This window comes from Microbispora sp. CA-102843, from assembly GCF_050936215.1.
Classification (GTDB): Bacteria; Actinomycetota; Actinomycetes; order Streptosporangiales; family Streptosporangiaceae; genus Microbispora.
In genome coordinates, this window is record NZ_JBNJNF010000001.1 from 7,573,045 (window position 1) to 7,591,903 (window position 18,859).

Below are 18,859 nucleotides of genomic sequence, written 5' to 3' on the forward strand. Positions count from 1 at the left end.
CGCTCTTGTGGTCCTGTGTCGCGATGCGGCGCGATCGCCACCGTGGCAGGCCCATGATCACCAGCACCGCGACCGCGAGCACGATCGTCAGCGGGAACACCATGAGCGGCACGCGGCCGATCGACAGGCCCACGATCGCGAAGGCGAACAGGAACGTCCACGCGTACATGATCAGCACGCTGCGCCGGTGGGAGTGGCCGATGTCGAGCATCCGATGGTGCAGGTGGCCGCGGTCGGGGGCGAACGGGGACATCCCAGCCGATGTCCGCCGGACGACCGCCATGATCAGGTCGGCCAGAGGGAGCACCACGACCGCGATCGGCAGCACCAGCGGCAGGATCACCGGGAACCGGTTGAGCTTGCCGACCACCGCGTCCGGCTCGACCGACGACAGGCTCGTGATCAGCGAGGTGGCGAGCAGCAGGCCCAGCAGCATGGCGCCGGTGTCGCCCATGAAGATCTTGGCGGGATTGAAGTTGTGTGGCAGGAAGCCCGCGCACATCCCGATGAGGATCGCCGCGATGGCGGCCGTCCCGTTGATCCGCGAACCGCTCGCGGTCTGCTGCAGCACGATCGAGTAGGCGAAGGTCGCCATCGCCGCGATCCCGACGATCCCCGCGGCCAGGCCGTCCAGCCCGTCGACGAAGTTCACCGCGTTGATCACGACGACCACGATCATGATGGTGAGGATCGTGTGCAGGGTGGTGTCGAGGGCCTGGGAGCCGCCCATCGACTGGGGCATCGGGAGGAACTGCAGGTACACGCCGAAGTAGACGAGCAGCCCGCCGGCCGCGATCTGGCCGCCCAGCTTGACGAGCGCGTCCATGCCGAGCCAGTCGTCCAGGAAGCCGGTGATGACGATCAGGCCGCCGGCCGCGAGGAGGGCGATCACCGTCTGGCCCGTCTGGCCGCTGTCGAACGCGCTGCCGACGTACGGCAGGTTGCTCGCCACCAGCAGCGCCGCCGCCATCCCGCCGAACATCGCGAGCCCGCCCAGGCGTGGGGTGGGCACCGTGTGCACGTCCCGCTCCCGCACCTCGGGTGCCGCGCCGATGCGCAGCGCGAACGCCCTGACCGGCGGCACCAGCAGGTACGTCACCGCGGCCGCCACGAGCGCCAAGAGGAGATATTCGCGCACGGACCTAGTTTCCTGGATAGGCGGATCGGTTGTGACGGGCAAAAGACACAGATCGCCCTATCCCTAACGGGGATATGCCGGATGCGTCGCGGTCAGCCCCTTTACCCGTTCGAGGATCGACGTTATCGCACCCGGCTGCCGGATGGCCCGGACGACGAGAGACGCGATCTCCCTCATTTCCGCCGCGCCCATGCCCTGGGTGGTCGCGCAGAGCGTGCCGACCCTGATCCCGGAGGTCACGGTCGCGGGCGCCGGGTCGTACGGGATCGCGTTGTGATTGAGCAGGATGGCGGCCTCGGCGCAGCGCCGCTCCGCCTCCGTCCCGCTCACCCCTGTCCCGCGCAGGTCGACCAGCGCGAGGTGGGTGTCGGTGCCACCCGACACCGGGCGCAGCCCCTCGGCCGCCAGTCCCTCCGCCAGTGTCCTGGCGTTGTCCACCGCCGACGCCGCGTACGCCCGGAACTCGGGGCGCAGCGCCTCGCCGAACGCCACGGCCTTGGCCGCGACGACGTGCATCAGCGGCCCGCCCTGACTGAACGGGAACACCGCCCGGTCGATGCCCGACGCCAGTTCGTCTGTGCACAGCACCCCTCCCCCGCGCGGGCCGCGCAGCGACTTGTGGGTCGTGAAGGTGACGACGTCCGCGTACGGCACGGCCGACGGGATGGCCCGGCCTGCCATCAGGCCGATCTCGTGGGCGACGTCCGCCAGCAGCCAGACTCCGGCCTCGTCGGCGATGGCGCGGAAGGCGGCGAAGTCGATCAGCCGGGGATATGCCGTGGCCCCGCAGACGATCACCCGGGGCCGGTGGCGCAGCGCCAGCTCCCTCACCTCGTCGTAGTCGATCGTCTCGGTGTCCCGCCGCACGCCGTAGGAGACGACGTGGAACCATCTGCCGGAGAAGTTGACCTTGGACCCGTGGGTGATGTGGCCGCCGTGCTCCAGTGCGAGCGCCAGAACGGTGTCCCCCGGCTGCAGAAGAGCCGCGTACGCCGCCAGGATGGCCGTGGTGCCGCTGTAGGGCTGCACGTTGACGTGATCTGCCCCGAACAATCGCTTGGCCCGCTCTATGGCGATCTGCTCGGCTCGGTCGGCCACCTCGCAACCGCGGTAGTACCTGTGGCCCGGGTAACCCTCGGCGTACTTGTCGTTGAGCACCGAACCGAGCGCGGCGAGGACGGCGGGCGAGGACAGATTCTCGCTGGCGATGAGCTGGAGCCCTCCGCGCAGCCTGGCGACCTCGTCGAGCAGCACCTGGGCGACGTCCTGGTCCTGCGCGGCAAGCCGGGCGAAATCAGGCCCGTAGAACGGCTCCGGACTGTCCATGGAACCGGCTCACAATCCCGTGGCGGTCTTCGCTCCAAGAGTAGACCGCCCGAGGCCTGCCGCGCGGGCGTCGTTGCTGGTCAGGAGATCGTCAGGAGGTGAAGGCGTGCGGCGCGCCGGCCTTGCCCGGAATCCAGCGCGGCGTGTCCGCCGCCTGGTCGCTGATCGCCGTCAGCACCGCCTGGCGGTACATCCCGAGCCGGTTGCGCCACTCGGCCAGGTCCTGGACGTACCGCTCGGCGACCGGAGCGTCCCACACGTCCCTGCTCCGCGCCATCTCGTACGGCTTGTCCAGAGACTTGGTGAGCTGGTCCATCAGCGGGACCACCTGCAGCCACAGGTCGACGAGCTTCTGGTACTCCGGGTTGAACACCCAGCCCGTCGGCTGCCCGCCGGGCGAGAGCAGGTCGGTGCTCGACGGTGCCGGCGGGGTCTCCCCCGGCTGCAGCGGAGTCGGCGCCGGCGGGTCGACGTAACTCACGATCGCGCCTCCTGTGCGAAGCCGGCCAGCACGCCGGCGTTGGTCATCGCGTGCCCTGCCCCGGGCCCCCCGGCCGGCTCAGCCTCCTGCGGCCCCACGGCCCGGAGCCACACGGAAGCGGTCCGCGTGAGGCGGGCCTTGGCGTCGCCTGGGGAGGTGTCCGCCGTGCTCACGGCATGCCCGGGGACGGCCCGCGCGGCGCCGCGGCTCACGGTGCCGGGGGCGCCGTCGTCCGGCTGCCGCGCGGCGCTGCCGACATGCCTCACCTGCCCGGTTACGGCCGATCCGGCAGCCTCCGGGCTTCGCCGGGCTCCGGTCCGAGACCGATCCCGCCCGAGCGGGGACGTCGCTCGCACGCGTCACTTCTCCGGCTTCTGGATGACGACTTCGACGGCTTCGACGCGGCCTGCGGCCCCGTCGGGCTCGATCTTCCTGTCCACCCAGTCGCCCTTGCCCCACTCCCCTTCCGGGACGCCGACGTCCGGCATGTCCACGGGCTCGATGTCCCGATGGTGGTCCACCAGCATGCGCGACACGGCCTCATCGTCGGAGTGACGGGCCGGGTAGGTGAGCGCGTCCCCGGGCTGCGCGGCGGCGAGCGATCGGGGATCGGGAGCCGGAGCCTGGCCGGTGTCCCTGGTCCCCGCCGTTCCGCCGGTCTCCGCGCTGTACGTCCCCGCGTCATGCGTTGCCGCGCCATATGAGCCATGGCCATGCGTTCCCGGGCCATGCCTCCCCGCGCCGTGTGAGCCATGACCATGCGTACCCGTGCCGTGCGTGGCCGTGCCGTCTGTACCTGGGCCATGCGTTCCCGCACCGGCCCCGGCTGCCCCGGTCGCGCCCGCAGCGGCATCGTTGTCGCACACTCGCCCGCTCGTACCCGCCGCGCCGTCGGCCCTGTCGCTCACACCGGTCGTCCCGGTGTGGCCCGTCGCGCCATCGCCACCGGCGCCCGTCGTGCCCGCGGCCCCTGCCGTTCCGGCCGTGTGGCCGTCTCCGGCCGCCGTCCCCGCCGCGTGCAGGTTGCCGGTGACCGTACCGGTCGCACCCGCCGCGTGCGCGGTGCCGGGAGTGTCCACCGCCTGCAAACTGCCGCTCACCGTACCCGTCGCGCCCGGTGCCGCGGGCGCTGTGGGTGCCACGTCGGCCGTGCCCGTGGCACCGGCCGTCCCGGCCGCGTGAGCCGTGCCGTTCGCCGCGTTTGTCCCCGCAGGTGCCGCGGGCGCCGTATCGGCCGTGCCCGCCGTGCCCGCCGGGTGCGCGGTCGCCCCTGGCGCCGCAGGCGCCGTACCGGTAGCACCGGTCGCAGTCGCCGGATGCGCGGTCCCGGTCGCTGCGGCGGCGGTGCTCGCCGGTTGCGCCGTGCCGGTGGCCGTTCCAGCCGTACCTGCCGCCTGCGCCGCACCGCCGGTACCGCCGGCACCGGCCGTGTCCGCCGGATGCGCTGTCGCGGCGGCCCCAGGCGCCGCGGGGGTTGCCGTCGCGTCGGCAGTGCCCGGGGTGCCGGCCGCAGCGGTCGTACCAGCCTGCTGATGGGTGCCAGTCGCCCCGGGCGCCGCAGGCGCCGCATCGGCGGTACCGGTAGCACCGGTCATAACCGCCGAATGAGCGGTCCCATTCGCCGTGGCGCTTGCGGCGGTGTCGCCCGTGTACGCATGACCTCCGGCGCTCGCCGCCACCGCGCCGTGGCTGGTGGTCCCCTGCACGGCGCTCGGGTCGCCCGCCGCGAACGGATCGCCAGAGAGGTTGTCGGCAGGCGTGCCGACGTAGGCACCCATGGGATCGCCGGGCGCGAGGCCGGGTTGCGGAGGCTGGTTCGCCGCCGGGTTGGTCGGCTCGGCGGGCGGCACCAATCCGGGCGGCCCGTCCGGGTGCGCACCGGTGCCGCTTGCCGCGCCGGGCATGTCGATCGGCTGGGCCTGCACGGTGCTGGGCTGGTTCATCGGGGTGCTGACGACCTTGACACCGTCGACGACGGTCACCTGCCGACCGGCTGGGTCGATGTCGTCCGGGTGATCCTTGCCGGGAGTGTCGTAGATCGCCGAGTCGTTTCCGCCTGTGGAGGGCTGCTCACCGGCCGCTTTCGAATCGACCGGCGTCCCCTGCACCGCGTTCTGGTCCTGCCCTTGGGCGACGGGTTGTTGCCGGCCACCGTCGGACTGGCTCTGACCGGCGCCCTGGCTGTCGCCGACCGTCTGGGCGTGGCTCGTGCCCTGATCCTGGCCCACGACCTGATCGCCGCCGGCCGACTGACCCGGCCCAGCGGGCTGGCCCTGGCCCACATCCCGGCTGTCGCCGACCGTCTGGGCGTGGCTCGTGCCCTGATCCTGGCCCACGACCTGATCGCCGCCGGCCGACTGACCCGGCCCGGCCGGCTGGCCCTGGCCCACACCCTGACCATCGCCGGTCGGCTGACCCGGGGCGGTGGGCTGGTGAGCCTGACCGGAACCGCCGCCGGTCGCGCCCGCGTCGCCGGTGCCTCCCACGGCGCCGTTGGCGCCGTTGGCGCCGTTGACGCCCGCCTGGGCCGCACCGGTGGCCGGAGGCGTGCCCGTGCCTGTGCCTGTGGCGGTACCGGTGGCGTCGGCGGGGTGGGCCGGACCGTGCGTCGAGGAGGGCATCTGGGCGAGAGAACCCTCGACCGTGCCGTAGGAGGGCTTGTCCGCGAGCTTCCCTCCGGCCACGCCGCGACCCCCGCCGTCGCCGTTCGCGCGGGTCGCGCCGTCGGCGGCGCTGTGCGCCCGGTGGGACGTCTCACCCTTCGCGGCCGTGCCGGAATCGCCCGAACCGTGAGCGGCCGACGACGTGCGGGTGGCGTCCTGCTTGTCGTGGGCCGCCTTCCCCTCGGCCTTGCCCTCGGCCTTGCCCTCGGACTTGCCGTCAGGCTTCGCATCCGCCTTGCCGTCGCCCTTGGCATCCGGCTTCGCATCGGTCTTGCCGTCGGTCTTGTGGTCGGACTTGTGCTCGTCCGTCTTCGCGTCGGCCTTGTGCTCGGACTTGCCGTCGGTCTTGTGGTCAGCCTTGTGATCGGGCTTGGCGTCGCCCTTGTCTCCCTGCGGCGCCGGATCGTCGGCCGGCGCGGTGGTGTCCCTCTCCTGAGTGAAGGAGGCGCCGTGGGCCGTGGGAACCTTGCCCGTGCTCTGCTGTTTCTCCTTCTTCTCCAGCAGGGTCACGCGGTTCGTGACGTCCTTGACCATCGTCGAGCACGCGTCGGCGACCTGCGTCGGCCGGTGGGTCACATGTACGGAGACGCCGGCCGTACGCGTCAACTGGGTGACCCGGGCCTCGACGCCGTCCATCTGCCTCGCGGCGTGCTGAACCTCCGACAGCAACTCACGGACGAGCTTCGGATCCATCCCGTCGAGCTTGGCCATGGGCGCGCCTCCACAGAGATATCGGCGCACTTCACGGTAGCCGGGGTGGCATCAGTAAAGAAGCCCGATAGCCAGACGGCATCGATCGCCCTGATCAGAGCCGTGACGACGTCTCACCATCCGAGACGTGCGCCCGGATCGCGGTCACTCCTCGGTCGCGAGGTATCCCACGAGGCCACGGATCTTGTCCACGGGGATCGCACCCTTGCGCAGCACCCGGGGCACGGCGGTGGTCAGGTCGACGATCGTGGACGGCACGTTGTCGTCGCAGGGGCCGCCGTCGAGATAGACGGCCACCGAGTCGCCGAGCTGCTCCTCGGCCTCGTCCGCCGTAGTGGCCGGCGGGTTGCCGGACCGGTTGGCACTGGAGACCGCCATCGGGCCGGTCTCCTTGAGAAGGTCCAGCGCGACCGGGTGCAGCGGCATGCGGACGGCGACCGTTCCCTTGGTGTCGCCGAGGTCCCACGACAGCGACCGGTTGGCCCTGAGAATGAGCGTGAGCGGCCCGGGCCAGAAGGCGTCCACCAGGTCCTGACCGTACGTCCCGAGGCTCTCCACGAGGGCGTTGGCGGCCCGTACGGTGCCCACGAGGACGGGCACGGGCATGTCCCTCCCCCGGCCCTTCGCCTCCAGCAGCGCGTTGACGGCGGAAGGGGTGAAGGCGTCGGCGCCGATCCCGTACACGGTGTCGGTGGGAAGCACCACGAGCTCGCCCCGCCGTACCGCCGAGGTCGCCTCGGCCAGTCCGGTCATCCGCTCAGTCTGGTCGGCACAGTCAAACCGTCGGCTCACGAAGCCATCCTTCCACGTGTTCCGCCCGGCTCCGCCGCCGCGTGGCCGCTCGCCGGGCCGTTCGAGTCAGTCCTGGGTCAGCCGGGCCGTGACGAACCTGTCCCGGCCGGTCAGGTCCTGGCGCAACCGGACGTCGCGCCAGCCGTTCTCCTCGGCGAACAGCCAATAGACGGCGTTGCCCTGCTGGTCGGCGTGCTCGACCACGGCGAACCCGCCCGGCCGCAGCAGCCGCCGCGCCGTGCGCTCGACTGCTCTCACCTCGTCCAGCCCGTCCTCCCCCGACCCGTACAGGGCCCGCGAGGGATCGTAGTCGCGCACCTCGGGGTCGCGCGGGATCGCTCCAGGCGGGATGTACGGCGGATTGGAGATGACCAGGTCCACCTGGCCGTTCAGTTCCGGCAGGCAGTCGGCCAGATCCTCCGGATGCAGGGTGGTGCGGCCCTGGCCGTGTTCGAGGATGTTGCGCTTGGCCCAGCCGTACGCCACGGGGTCGATCTCCACGGCGTGCACCTGCGCCAGCGCGACCTCCTGCGCGATCGACAGCGCGATGGCCCCGGAACCGGTGCCGAGGTCGACCACGACGGGAGAGGCGACGTCCATCTCGCGCAGCCGGTCGATCGCCCAGCCGGCCACGACCTCGGTCTCCGGCCTGGGCACGAACACGCCCGGGCCCACCTCAAGGGAGAGGTAGCGGAAGTAGGCCCGGCCGGTGATGTGCTGCAGCGGCTCGCGTGCCTCGCGCCGGGCGACGCCCTCCCAGAACCGCGCGTCGAAGTCGGCGTCCTTGATCGTGTGCAGCATGCCGCGCGGGATGCCGTGCACGAAGGCCGCGATCTCCTCGGCGTCCGTTCGCGGTGACGGCACTCCCGCCTCGGCGAGCCGGGCGGTGGCGAGGGCGATTTCGTCGAGCAGGAAGGTCATGATCTCTACAGCACGGTTGTCGCGGCGTGGCCTGGGGACCGCCGGTCGCGGGCAGGCGTACCGCCGGGGCGACTCACGGTCGCACATAACCGGTCCCGCACGTCCATCACCGCTTCTCCCATCGTCCCCTCATCAGGTTCGCCGCCGGCTCACGAATGAGCGGCCAGCTTCTCCGCGAGTTCGGCGTCGAGCAAAGCCTGTATCACCGCGTCGAGATCGCCGTCCAGGACTTGGTCCAGGTTGTAGGCCTTGAAGCCCACGCGGTGATCCGAAATGCGGTTCTCCGGGAAGTTGTAGGTGCGGATCCGCTCGGAGCGGTCGACCGTACGCACCTGCGACTTGCGCTCGGCCATCGCGGCCGCCTCGGCCTCCTCCTGCGCCATCGCGAGCAGCCGGGCGCGCAGGATGCGCAGCGCCGACTCCTTGTTCTGGAGCTGGCTCTTCTCGTTCTGGCAGGAGACGACGACGCCGGTCGGCAGGTGGGTGATCCGCACGGCCGAGTCGGTCGTGTTGACGCTCTGGCCGCCGGGGCCGCTGGAGCGGAACACGTCGATGCGCAGCTCGTTGGGGTCGATCTGGACGTCGACGTCCTCGGCCTCGGGATAGACGAGCACTCCGGCCGCCGAGGTGTGGATGCGGCCCTGCGACTCGGTCACCGGCACCCGCTGGACGCGGTGCACGCCGCCCTCGAACTTGAGCCGCGACCAGACGCCCTCCCTGCCCTTGATGGCGACGGTGACGTCCTTGTAGCCGCCGAGGTCGGAGTGCTGCGCGTCGATGACCTCGGTCTTGTAGCCGATCCGTTCGGCGTACCTGAGGTACATCCGCAGGAGGTCTCCGGCGAACAGGGCCGACTCCTGGCCGCCCTCGCCCGCCTTGATCTCCATGATGACGTCCTTGTCGTCGTTGGGGTCGCGCGGGACCAGGAGACGGGTGAGCTTCTCCTCCAGCACCGGGATGCGGCCCTCGAGTTCGGCCGCCTCCTCCGCGAACGCCGAGTCCTCCGCCGCGAGCTCGCGAGCGGCAGCGAGGTCCTGCCGTACGCCTTCGAGCTCCCGGTACGTCACGACGATCGGCGTGAGCCCCGCGTAACGCTTGCCGTACGTCCGCGCCTTGCTCTGGTCGGCGTGCACGGCGGGGTCGGCGAGCCGCAGTTCCAGATCCGCGTACTCACTCATGATCTCGTCGAGGTTCACCGCACGCTCCTTTGCTCAAGCTCCTCGGTAAAGGCCGTAATCGCCAAGAACGCCGACCCGGAGAGGCCCCAAGAGAGGGGCGCCCCCGAGCCGGCGTCCTGGAGGAGCTACTTGCTCTGGGCCTTCTTGCCGAAGCGCGCCTCGAAGCGCGCCACCCGGCCACCGGTGTCGAGGATCTTCTGCTTGCCCGTGTAGAAGGGGTGGCAGGCGGAGCAGACGTCGGCGTGGAGCACGCCGTTCTTGGCGGTGCTACGCGTGGTGAAGGTGTTCCCGCAGGTGCAGGTCACCTGGGTAACCACGTACTCCGGGTGGATGTCGGGCTTCATGTCTTCAGTCCTAACGCTAGGCGCGGTCGCCGGGTCGCTCCGTCTGTCACGGCCTGCGCGCATCGGCACACCTGTGATGCGCGGCGCGGGAACCGGTACCGCTGCGGTTCGGCTACCAGTGTGCCAGATCCTCCAACCATCCCAGGCCATGGGCTATTCCCGGGGCCGGCCATCGTGGCGGCACGGTGCGGCGGATCAGCGGAGCACGCCGACGCCCCGGACGGCGCGGCCGTCCGGGGCGTCGGTCGAAAGGGCGTCAGTCGCGGTCGTTGCTGACCGTGGTCTTCTGCACCTGGAGCAGGAACTCGGCGTTGGACTTGGTCTCCTTCATCTTCTCGAGAAGGAGCTCCAGCGCCTGCTGCATGTCGAGGGCGTGGAGGACGCGGCGGAGCTTCCAGACGATGGACAGCTCGTCCTTGGCCATGAGGATCTCCTCCTTGCGGGTGCCGGACGCGTCCACGTCCACCGCCGGGAAGATGCGCTTGTCCGCGAGCGACCGGTTGAGCTTGAGCTCCATGTTGCCGGTGCCCTTGAACTCCTCGAAGATGACCTCGTCCATCTTGGAACCGGTCTCGACGAGAGCCGTGGCGAGGATCGTCAGCGAGCCGCCGTTCTCGATGTTGCGGGCGGCGCCGAAGAACCGCTTCGGCGGGTAGAGCGCGGTCGAGTCGACACCACCGGACAGGATGCGGCCGCTCGCGGGCGCCGCGAGGTTGTACGCGCGCCCGAGACGGGTGATCGAGTCGAGCAGGACGACGACGTCGTGGCCCAGCTCCACCAGCCGCTTGGCCCGCTCGATGGCGAGCTCGGCGACGGTGGTGTGGTCCTCGGCCGGACGGTCGAATGTCGAGTGGATGACCTCGCCCTTGACCGACCGCTGCATGTCGGTGACCTCTTCCGGACGCTCGTCTACGAGGACGACCATCAGGTGGCACTCGGGGTTGTTGTGGGTGATCGCGTTGGCGATCGCCTGGAGCACCATGGTCTTGCCGGCCTTGGGCGGCGACACGATCAGGCCGCGCTGGCCCTTGCCGATCGGCGAGACGAGGTCGATGATCCGCGTGGTCAGGACGTTCGGCTCGGTCTCCAGGCGCAGGCGCTCCTGCGGGTAGAGCGGCGTGAGCTTGTTGAAGTCGGGTCGCTGGCGGGCCTGCTCCGGGTCCATGCCGTTGACGGTGTCGAGACGGACGAGGGCGTTGAACTTCTCGCGCCGCTCACCGTCCCTCGGCTGCCGGACGGCGCCGGTGATGACGTCGCCCTTGCGCAGGCCGTTGCGACGGATCTGGGCGAGCGAGACGTAGACGTCGTTCGAGCCCGGAAGGTAGCCGCTGGTCCGCACGAAGGCGTAGTTGTCGAGGATGTCCAGGATGCCGGCGATCGGGATCAGGACGTCGTCCTCGCTGATGACCGGCTCGTTGCCCTCGAAGCGGTCGCGCCCGCGGCGGCCGCGCTCGCGGAAGCGGCCACGGCGCCCGCGGGCGTCCTCGCCCTGCTGGTCGCCCTTGCCGTCGGAGCGGCTGTCCGTACGGCTGTCGCCACGCCCGTCGGAGCGGCCGTCGCCACGCCCGTCGGAGCGGCCGTCGCCACGCCCGTCGGAGCGGCTGTCGGAGCGGTTGTCACCGCGGCCTTGCTGGTCACGGCGGCCCTGGCCACCGTCCCCCGCGTCGGCGGCGCGCTGGTCACCGCGCTGGTCACCGCGGCTGTCGCGCTCGCGGCCCCTCTCGCCCCGCTCGCCCCGCTCACCGCGCGTGCGGCGCTCGCGGCGGTCGCCGCGTTCGGGCCGCTCGGCGCGGGTCTCGGACTGGGCGGCCTCGGCCTGCGGCTCGGCGACGGCGGCGACGCCGTTCTGCGCGGCCTCGGCGGCCACGGCCGGCGCGGCCTCGACCACGGGACGCTCCTCACGGGCCGCGACGGCGGGCTCGGCAGCGGGCGTGGCGGCGGGCGCGGCCTCGGGTGCGGGCGCCGCGGCGGCGCGGGAACGTTCCCGGCGGCCACGGGCGGGGCGCTCTGCGACGGCGGGCGCTTCGGCGGCGGCCTTCGGCTCGGCCGCGGTCTCTCCCGATCCGCCCTGCTTCTCCTGGATGGCCGCGATGAGCTGGCTCTTGCGCATCCGTCCGGTCCCCGTGATGCCGAGGCTGGTCGCCAGGGCCTGAAGCTCGGGGAGCACCATGCCAGCCAGGCCGGTGCCGGAGCGACGTCGCGGACGGGCCGGGGCGGAAGTGGGGGTGTCGCCGGCGGCCTTGCCGTCGGAGAGGAGTTCGGTGGTGTCGCTCAACTAAGGGTCCTTCCCAGGGGTCGGGCGCCAGAATCGTGCGTCCAGGCGTCCCGGTGATGCGACCCGGCGGGACAGACCGGGTCGGGCTTCGCGAATCTCATGTGTCGATGACCCTCGGGATTCGCGAGCGGTAGGTGCCCGGGGGCGATCCCCCGGATTGCCGCCACCGACCAGATGTCTTGGTGGTTCGAACGCGCATGTCTCCGAGAACGCCGCCTCCGGCCATGCCACCCGAGGGTGTGCCGACTGGAGGAAACGGTTCCGGGGAAATCGCCCTGCCCGCGTCGAAGGACGCAAGGCGAAGTGCAGCGATGTGCGAATGACAAGCACGCACCCAACACGGGGGCACCTGGTGCGGCTATCAGCCTAACATCACCAGCGCGCACAGCTATTCCCTGAAGGTCGAAGAAGCATCAGCGTGTCTCGGGAAACCGAACGTACGCACCAAGCGGGTCGACGTTCATTGGCTGGATGTGCCAGTCATTACCCACTTCTGGCGCGATCAAATCCTTGGTGTCCCGTGTCGTCAACGCGAGAACCGTCGGACCGGCCCCCGAGACGACGGCGGGCACCCCGGCCTCGCGGAGCCGTCGCACCAGTTCTGCGGTGCGCGGCATCGCGGGCTCGCGGTACCTCTGGTGCAGGCGGTCTTCGGTGGCGGCGAGCAGGAGATCCGGTTCCGGTCTCTGCGTGAGCGCCGCGACGAGCAGAGCCGCCCGCCCCGCGTTGGCCGCCGCGTCCGAATGCGGTACGTCCTTCGGCAGCAGCCCCCGAGCCTCCTCCGTGGACAACCGGAAATCCGGGATCAACGCCACCGGCCGGACGTCCTCGTGCGGAGTCAGTTTCACCATACTCGCCGCCCCCGACTGGTTCGTCCAGGCGATGGTGAGACCGCCCGCCAGGCACGGCGCCACGTTGTCGGGATGCCCCTCCAGCTCGGTGGCCAGCGCGAACACCTCGGCGTCCGGCATGTCCCCCGCGCCCCGGCCGCGTACGAGGGCGCGGGCCGCGAGGATGCCGGCGCAGATCGCCGCCGACGACGAGCCGAGCCCCCGCGCGTGCGGGATCCGGTTGCGGCAGCGCAGCGCGATGCCGTCCGGCTGGGCGAACCCCATGCGGTCGAACGTGGCGCGCATGGTCCTGACGACGAGGTGGCCCTCGCCCTCGTCCAGCTCACCGGCGCCCTGGCCCTCCACCGCGATCCGCACGCCGGGCGAGGCGGAGATCTCGGCCTCCACCTCGTCGTACAGGTCGAGCGCGAGGCCGAGGCTGTCGAAACCGGGGCCGAGGTTGGCGCTCGTCGCCGGCACGCGGACGACGACGCCGTGACTGTCCGTCAATTCGTCACCTGAACCCTTTGATGGGCGGGAATGAGAAAACCGGTCAGGCGAGTCCCAGCGCGGCCGCGGCGGCGTAGGCGTCGATCGGGATCGTCACGGGCGCCGGGGCGCCGGAGATGGCCCAGTCGGGGTCCTTCAGGCCGTTGCCGGTCACGGTGCACACGACCCGCTGCCCCGGCGTGAGCAGGCCCTGCTCGTGCGCCTGGAGCAGGCCGGCGACGCTCGCGGCGGAGGCGAGCTCGACGAACACGCCCTCCTCCTGCGCGAGCAGCTTGTACGCCGCGGCGATCTGACGGTCGGTCACGGCCTGGATGTCGCCGCCGGACTCGTCGCGCGCGGCCTCGGCGAGCCGCCACGAGGCGGGGTTGCCGATCCTGATCGCCGTGGCGATCGTCTGCGGGTGGGTCACGGGGCTGCCCCCGACCAGCGGCGCCGCGCCGCTCGCCTGGAATCCCAGCATTCGCGGCCGCTTGGTGGCCACGCCGTCGTCGGCGTACTCCTTGTAGCCCATCCAGTAGGCCGAGATGTTGCCGGCGTTGCCGACCGGGATGCAGTGGACGTCGGGCGCGTCGCCGAGCGCGTCGACGATCTCGAAGGCCGCGGTCTTCTGGCCCTGCAGGCGGTGCGGGTTGACGGAGTTGACCAGCGCGATCGGGTAGGTCTCCGCGAGCTTCCTGGTCATCTCCAGGCAGTCGTCGAACGAGCCCTCGACCTGGAGCAGCTTCGCGCCGTGGACCAGCGCCTGGGCGAGCTTGCCCATCGCGATCTTCCCGCGCGGCACGAGGACGGCGCAGGTCAGCCCGGCCCGTACGGCGTAGGCGGCGGCCGAGGCGCTGGTGTTGCCGGTGGACGCGCAGATGACCGCCTGGGCGCCCTCCTCGACGGCCTTGCTGATCGCGACGGTCATGCCGCGGTCCTTGAAGCTGCCGGTCGGGTTGAGGCCCTCGACTTTGAGATGGACGTCACAGCCCGTGATCTGGGACACCCGCCTGGCCGGGACGAGCGGCGTACCGCCCTCGAGCAGGGTCACCACGGGCGTCGTCGTGGAGACCGGCAGACGGTCGCGGTACTCCTCGATCAGGCCACGCCAAGCCCTGAACATTGGTCGCTCCTCCCACGCGCGTAAACGCGTGTCACCAGGGGTATCGGTCACCGAGTCTACGGCCAACCGTTTGACGTGCGGACTCCGTTGTCCACCAAATGGACATATTGGGCGCCACCTTAGGGAAGTGTCAGCGGGTTTCGCTACTGTGGAGCGGCCCTTTGACCATCGCTGTAGAGGACGAGGATTGGCCCACCTGACGGGCGTGGAGCCCCGGCCGAAGATCCGCCACAACGACTACTCTCCGCTCACGCCGCCGCCCATCGGCGGCTGGACGCCCACGCTCAGCGCGAGTGTCGTCATCCCCGCGCACGGCGGGCAGCACCGCCTCGACCTGACGCTGGCCGCGCTGGCCGCGCAGACCTATCCCGCGCATCTCACCGAGGTGATCGTGGTGGACGACCGCAGCGACCCTCCGCTGCGCCTGCCCGATCTGCGGCCCGAAAACACCCGCGTCGTGGTCGTCCCGCCCGGCGGATGGGGCGCCGGGCACGCGATGAACGCCGGCATCGCGGCGGCCGAGGGCGAGATCGTGCAGCGTCTCGACGCCGACATGGTGATCTCGCGGGAGCACCTGGAGGCGCTGTTCCGCTGGCACCACCTCACCGACTACCTCGTCACCATCGGCGGCAAGAAGTTCGCCGAGGAGCCGGCCCTCACCCCCGCGCAGGTCCACGAGGCCGTACGGCACGGCTCCCCCGAGGACCTGTTCGGTCCGTCGGCGCTGGTGTCCAGCTCGACCGAGGAGACCATCCGCCGCCTCGACGGCCTGCGGGCCAGCAAGAACCCCTACCAGGTCTGCACCGGTCCGACGGTCTCCCTGCGGCGGGCCCTGCTCGACGAGGTCCGGGGCTTCGATCCCGAGGTGGTGCGCGGCCAGGACACCGAGTTCGCCTACCGGCTCGCCCAGGCGGGGGCGGTGTTCGTCCCCGACACGGAGGCCCGCGCCGTGCACCTCGGCCTGCCCGCCCAGCGGGGCGAGCACGGCAAGTCGATCGTCCGGCTCGTCGAGACCCACCTGGCGCACCGGGTCCCGCTCCGCCGCGACCTGCGCAAGGAGCCCGGCCGGCGCTGGCTCGTGCCGTACGTCGAGGTCGTCTTCGACGTGACGGGGGCGGACGAGCGGCGGATCGTCGCGGCGGTCGACGCGGTGCTGCGCGGCACGCTCACCGACGTGGCGGTGACGCTGGCCGGCCCCTGGTCGCCGCTCGAAGGCGGACGCAGGTGGGCGCCGGGGACCGAGGCGTTCGACCTCGCCCTGGTGCGGGCGGCGTTCGGGCACGACGCGCGGGTGCGGTTCGCGGAACGGGCGGCGCCGACCGCCGCGCCCGTCCCCTTCCGCTACACGGCGCCCGTCGACGCCCCGCCGGCTCCGGCGCTGCTGGAGCGGGCGGTCAAGGCGATGCTGGAGGAGCGGATCGGACTGCTGGTCCTGGACCTGCCCGGCGGGGGCACGGCCACGCTGGAGCGGACCGAGGCCGTCGCGCGCGCCCGCCACCTCACCGCGCCGGGCGAGGAACCTGCCGACGTGATCGCCGAGACCCACGGCGTACGGCGCGCCGCGGCGAGCGAGTTCGAGGAACTTCCCAAGGCTCCGGCGAAACCGGCCGCGCCCGCCGCGCCGCAGACCACCCAGAAACCGGCGGCGGCACACACCCCGCAACCGGCCGCGGCCCAGGCCCCCCAGCCGGAGGCCGCGCAGCCGCGCCGCCGCGGCCTGTTCCGCCGCTCCTGACCCATCCGCCGGCCGGCCCCCGGCTCCGCGACCTGCGGCCGGGAACCGGCGTGTCACGCGAGGGCGGGGCGGGGGCGGTCAGGTCTTCTTGAACGTGAAGGGCCGGGTGAGGCCCCGGGCGATGCCACGCAGGCCTCGGTCGCGACGCAGCGCCGAGACCTGCCCGCGCAGCGAGGAGACCTGCCTCCGGAGGGTGCCGATCTCCCGGCGGAACTCGACGGCGGACTTGCGCCACCGCGCCGCCTCGTCGCGCCATTTGGTCACCTGTCCGCGCAGCCGCTCGACCTCCTTGGTCAGCCGCTCGACCTCGGCCTGCGCCTGCACCCGCCTGCGATACGCGGTGCGGGGGTTCAGGTACGCCGGGGCCTGCGCGGCGGGCCGGAAGCCGAAGGTCTCGCCGTCGACCCAGTAGGTGCCGAACATCTCGTCCACGACGTCGTCGGGGTCCTCGCCCTCCTCCGCGACGAGGGCGGCGCGGGAGAAGGCCTCGGTGCGTTCCAGGCGGGCGGCGGTGACGCCTTCCGCGCCCTCGGCCAGGAGCACGCTCACCAGCCCGCGATCCCGCCCGCGCAGCACCTCGATCAGCCGGCCGAGGCTGTCCTCCTCCGGCACCCAGCCGGGCGGGATGCGCACGCGGTATGGCGACTGGGTGTCGGAAACCGCCGTGGCCAGCCGCACACGGCCCTCATGGGTGTAGTGGGCCCGCAGCAGCACGAGATCCAGGCGCGGGTCCTTGAGCGGCGCGCGCTGCTCGGGCGCGAGCTCGTCCCACGGGCCGGTCAGCACGACGGCGAGGTCGGTCACCGTGCCGGCCAGCACGCCGTCCACGGTGGCCCTGACGTCGTCGTACGACCCCGCGGTGGCGTCCACGAGGACCTCCGCCTGCGGGACCTTCCACTGCCGGGAGGGATGGGTGCGCAGCCACCGGTAGCCCGGGACCCGGTCGGTGACCAGGGCGTGGCTGACCCGGCTGACCGGCGCGCTGTCGCGCATGCGCATGGACGGGCCGAGGTGATAGGCCCTCGCCTGCGGGTCGGGGATGAAGACCGCGCCCGCCTGTGCGAGCCGGTAGCCCATCTCGGTGTCCTGACCGAGGATCATTTCGGGGTCCATCGGCCCGGCCCGCTCGAACAGCCGGGCGGAGACCGACGACGCGCCGCCGATGTGGATGCTGAACGGCCGCGGCGAGCGGGTCAGCCCCTCCGACCGCTGCACCAGGTCCTCGATCCAGGCGTGCGGCTCCGCCGGCTCGAAGAGCTTCGCCAGGTCGTCGGTGCCCGCGACGTCGGCGGGGTCGGGCAGCGGGGCGGTGGTGAAGCGCAGGTAGGAGGTGATCGACAGATAGGGCGCGAGGTGGTGCCAGCGCATGTGCGCCTCCACCTCCTCAGGTTCGGGGACGACGTCGGAGTCCATCCAGTGGATGACGTCGCCCGTCGCGGCGGCCAGGCCGGTGTTGCGCGCCCGGGCCCGGCCCGGCGTCGCGCACACCAGCAGCCGCGTGTCGCGGGGCCGGATCTCCGGAAGGCGTAGCGGCGGCTCGCTGCCGTTGTCGACCACGATCACTTCGAGCAGATCTGCCGGGTATGTCTGCCTGGCCAGCCCGGCGAGCGTGAGGTCGAGCTTGGCCTGATCGGTGTACGCCGGGACGACCACGCTGACGCGCAGCCGGGGCGTCCACGACGACCCGAGGGCGGGCGGCTGGAGGACGGTGTAGTCGTTTCCCCTGATGCGTGGCGTCATGGCGCTTCCAGAATCACACTCGGGCGAAAGCCGCGCCATTGGTTCGCGGCGACTCGCAGGAAGTGGGCAAGAGGAAGGTTCCAGGTGTGGTCGGCGCTGACCGATCGCCGCAGGACGTAGCCCAGGCCGTGGGTGCGGTAGACACGGCCGCCGGCCGCCTCGACCGCGTGCACGAGGTGCGCGTCCTCCCCGCGGTCCAGCGGCCCGAAGCCGCCGACCTGTTCGAAGAGCTCGCGGCCGAGCAGGATCGTGCCGCCCGCGACGTGGTCGGCCCACACCTCGCTGCTGTAGTCGACGCGGCGGATCGTCGTGTGGAGGGGCTGGAGGTAGAAGAACTCCGGCGCGGTCCCCACCAGGTCCGCGCCGGAATAGGCCATGGCCAGCAGCAGGTCGGCCAGATGCTCGGGGCCGTACCAGTCGTCGTCGTCCCATTTGGCGACGATGCCGGTGGACGCCCGTGCCGCCGCCGTGTTGAGCACCGTCCCGAGCGGCGCGTCCGGCTCGGCCTCGATCAGCGTTAGCGGATGGGGGAACTCCTCGACCGCCTCGCGCACCCGCGTGGCCGGGAACCCGTGCAGGGCGACGACCGCCTCCAGGCCGACGCCGCGCTGGCGGGCGAGCTGCCGCAGCGCGTGGCCGACGTAGTGGGGCCGCCGGGTGGCCATGACGACGGTCACCGGGGCGAGGCGGGTGCCGACGCCCCCGGCCCGCAGCGCGTGCCTGCGCAGGAGCACGCTGTGCTCTTCCCTGCGCAGGTCGGCGACCGACTCGGGTCTGCCGTCGCCGGCCTCGGGGGTCCAGGCCGCGGCCAGGCCGGCGAGCACGGGATCGGCTTCACGCACCCACCCCGGCGGGTCGTGGCAGGTGAGCGGCACCCCCGCGGCGGCCAGGCCGGCGACCGCGTCCAGCGCCTCGGCTACAGGCTCCGACGGCCACTCCACCCGCAGCCCGCGCAGCGGCCGGAGGGCGGCGACGTCGGCGGCCGGCGGGGGGACGGCCAGCGGCCGGCCTCCGATCGTCCATCTGCCGTCGCTCCAGGACAGCGCCGCGGTCTCCTCGGTGGGGCTGCGCGTGAAACCGTACGGCGAGCACATGCCGGTCGTCACCGTCACG

At 72.0% G+C, this 18,859-nt stretch carries 14 protein-coding genes and 1 pseudogene; 1 reads left to right on the forward strand and 14 read right to left on the reverse strand.

Annotated features, from left to right (window positions below):
• Window positions 1-10 precede the first annotated feature (10 nt).
• The 12 genes and pseudogenes from ACQEVJ_RS35055 to thrC all read right to left on the reverse strand — a co-directional run.
• Window positions 11-1,138 (reverse strand): annotated as a pseudogene (locus tag ACQEVJ_RS35055) (MraY family glycosyltransferase); the annotation flags it as partial.
• A gap of 63 nt (window positions 1,139-1,201) precedes the next feature.
• Entirely contained in the window at window positions 1,202-2,464 is a 1,263-nt protein-coding gene (glyA, locus tag ACQEVJ_RS35060) for a serine hydroxymethyltransferase (protein WP_433108638.1), read from the reverse strand.
• Between the two features lie 91 nt (window positions 2,465-2,555).
• On the reverse strand, window positions 2,556-2,945 hold the full coding sequence (locus ACQEVJ_RS35065) for a hypothetical protein (protein ID WP_433108640.1): 390 nt from the start codon (window positions 2,943-2,945) through the stop codon (window positions 2,556-2,558).
• Window positions 2,942-3,211 carry a hypothetical protein gene (locus tag ACQEVJ_RS35070; RefSeq protein ID WP_433108642.1) on the reverse strand — a complete coding sequence of 90 codons (270 nt, stop codon included), beginning with the start codon at window positions 3,209-3,211 and terminating at the stop codon, window positions 2,942-2,944. Before ACQEVJ_RS35070 ends, ACQEVJ_RS35065 begins: the two co-directional genes overlap by 4 nt.
• A 93-nt stretch (window positions 3,212-3,304) precedes the next feature.
• Window positions 3,305-6,319 (reverse strand): hypothetical protein, encoded by a 3,015-nt coding sequence (locus ACQEVJ_RS35075; protein ID WP_433108644.1) that lies wholly within the window; start codon window positions 6,317-6,319, stop codon window positions 3,305-3,307.
• Window positions 6,320-6,463: 144 nt separating this feature from the next.
• Window positions 6,464-7,111 carry an L-threonylcarbamoyladenylate synthase gene (locus tag ACQEVJ_RS35080; protein ID WP_433108646.1) on the reverse strand — a complete coding sequence of 216 codons (648 nt, stop codon included), beginning with the start codon at window positions 7,109-7,111 and terminating at the stop codon, window positions 6,464-6,466.
• 66 nt (window positions 7,112-7,177) lie between these two features.
• Window positions 7,178-8,032, reverse strand: coding sequence for a peptide chain release factor N(5)-glutamine methyltransferase (prmC, locus tag ACQEVJ_RS35085; RefSeq protein WP_433108648.1), 855 nt, complete (start codon window positions 8,030-8,032; stop codon window positions 7,178-7,180).
• Between the two features lie 149 nt (window positions 8,033-8,181).
• A complete protein-coding gene (gene prfA, locus ACQEVJ_RS35090) occupies window positions 8,182-9,228 on the reverse strand; it encodes a peptide chain release factor 1 (RefSeq protein ID WP_433108650.1) in 1,047 nt (348 codons plus the stop codon).
• Window positions 9,229-9,335: 107 nt separating this feature from the next.
• On the reverse strand, window positions 9,336-9,554 hold the full coding sequence (rpmE, locus tag ACQEVJ_RS35095; protein WP_139575864.1) for a 50S ribosomal protein L31: 219 nt from the start codon (window positions 9,552-9,554) through the stop codon (window positions 9,336-9,338).
• 256 nt (window positions 9,555-9,810) lie between these two features.
• Window positions 9,811-11,829 carry a transcription termination factor Rho gene (gene rho, locus ACQEVJ_RS35100; RefSeq protein WP_433108653.1) on the reverse strand — a complete coding sequence of 673 codons (2,019 nt, stop codon included), beginning with the start codon at window positions 11,827-11,829 and terminating at the stop codon, window positions 9,811-9,813.
• A 413-nt stretch (window positions 11,830-12,242) separates the two neighbouring features.
• Window positions 12,243-13,169, reverse strand: coding sequence for a homoserine kinase (gene thrB / locus ACQEVJ_RS35105; RefSeq protein WP_433108655.1), 927 nt, complete (start codon window positions 13,167-13,169; stop codon window positions 12,243-12,245).
• A 43-nt stretch (window positions 13,170-13,212) separates the two neighbouring features.
• Window positions 13,213-14,271, reverse strand: coding sequence for a threonine synthase (thrC, locus tag ACQEVJ_RS35110; RefSeq protein ID WP_433108657.1), 1,059 nt, complete (start codon window positions 14,269-14,271; stop codon window positions 13,213-13,215).
• A 187-nt stretch (window positions 14,272-14,458) separates the two neighbouring features.
• On the opposite strand from thrC, the gene ACQEVJ_RS35115 reads away from it, so the two are divergent.
• Window positions 14,459-16,006 (forward strand): glycosyltransferase, encoded by a 1,548-nt coding sequence (locus ACQEVJ_RS35115; protein ID WP_433108659.1) that lies wholly within the window; start codon window positions 14,459-14,461, stop codon window positions 16,004-16,006.
• Between the two features lie 78 nt (window positions 16,007-16,084).
• On the opposite strand, the gene ACQEVJ_RS35120 is transcribed toward ACQEVJ_RS35115, so the two are convergent.
• Together ACQEVJ_RS35120 and ACQEVJ_RS35125 are read right to left on the reverse strand one after the other, a co-directional pair.
• Window positions 16,085-17,746, reverse strand: coding sequence for a glycosyltransferase (locus ACQEVJ_RS35120; RefSeq protein ID WP_433108661.1), 1,662 nt, complete (start codon window positions 17,744-17,746; stop codon window positions 16,085-16,087).
• Window positions 17,743-18,858 carry a glycosyltransferase family 2 protein gene (locus ACQEVJ_RS35125; RefSeq protein WP_433108663.1) on the reverse strand — a complete coding sequence of 372 codons (1,116 nt, stop codon included), beginning with the start codon at window positions 18,856-18,858 and terminating at the stop codon, window positions 17,743-17,745. Before ACQEVJ_RS35125 ends, ACQEVJ_RS35120 begins: the two co-directional genes overlap by 4 nt.
• Window position 18,859 lies beyond the last annotated feature (1 nt).

Excerpts from the sequence above, each read along its gene's own strand:
- ACQEVJ_RS35075 (WP_433108644.1), bottom strand. The coding sequence starts at position 6,319 with ATGGCCAAGCTCGACGGGATGGATCCGAAGCTCGTCCGTGAGTTGCTG.
- rpmE (WP_139575864.1), bottom strand. The coding sequence starts at position 9,554 with ATGAAGCCCGACATCCACCCGGAGTACGTGGTTACCCAGGTGACCTGC.
- glyA (WP_433108638.1), bottom strand. The coding sequence starts at position 2,464 with ATGGACAGTCCGGAGCCGTTCTACGGGCCTGATTTCGCCCGGCTTGCC.
- ACQEVJ_RS35120 (WP_433108661.1), bottom strand. The coding sequence starts at position 17,746 with ATGACGCCACGCATCAGGGGAAACGACTACACCGTCCTCCAGCCGCCC.
- thrC (WP_433108657.1), bottom strand. The coding sequence starts at position 14,271 with ATGTTCAGGGCTTGGCGTGGCCTGATCGAGGAGTACCGCGACCGTCTG.
- prmC (WP_433108648.1), bottom strand. The coding sequence starts at position 8,032 with ATGACCTTCCTGCTCGACGAAATCGCCCTCGCCACCGCCCGGCTCGCC.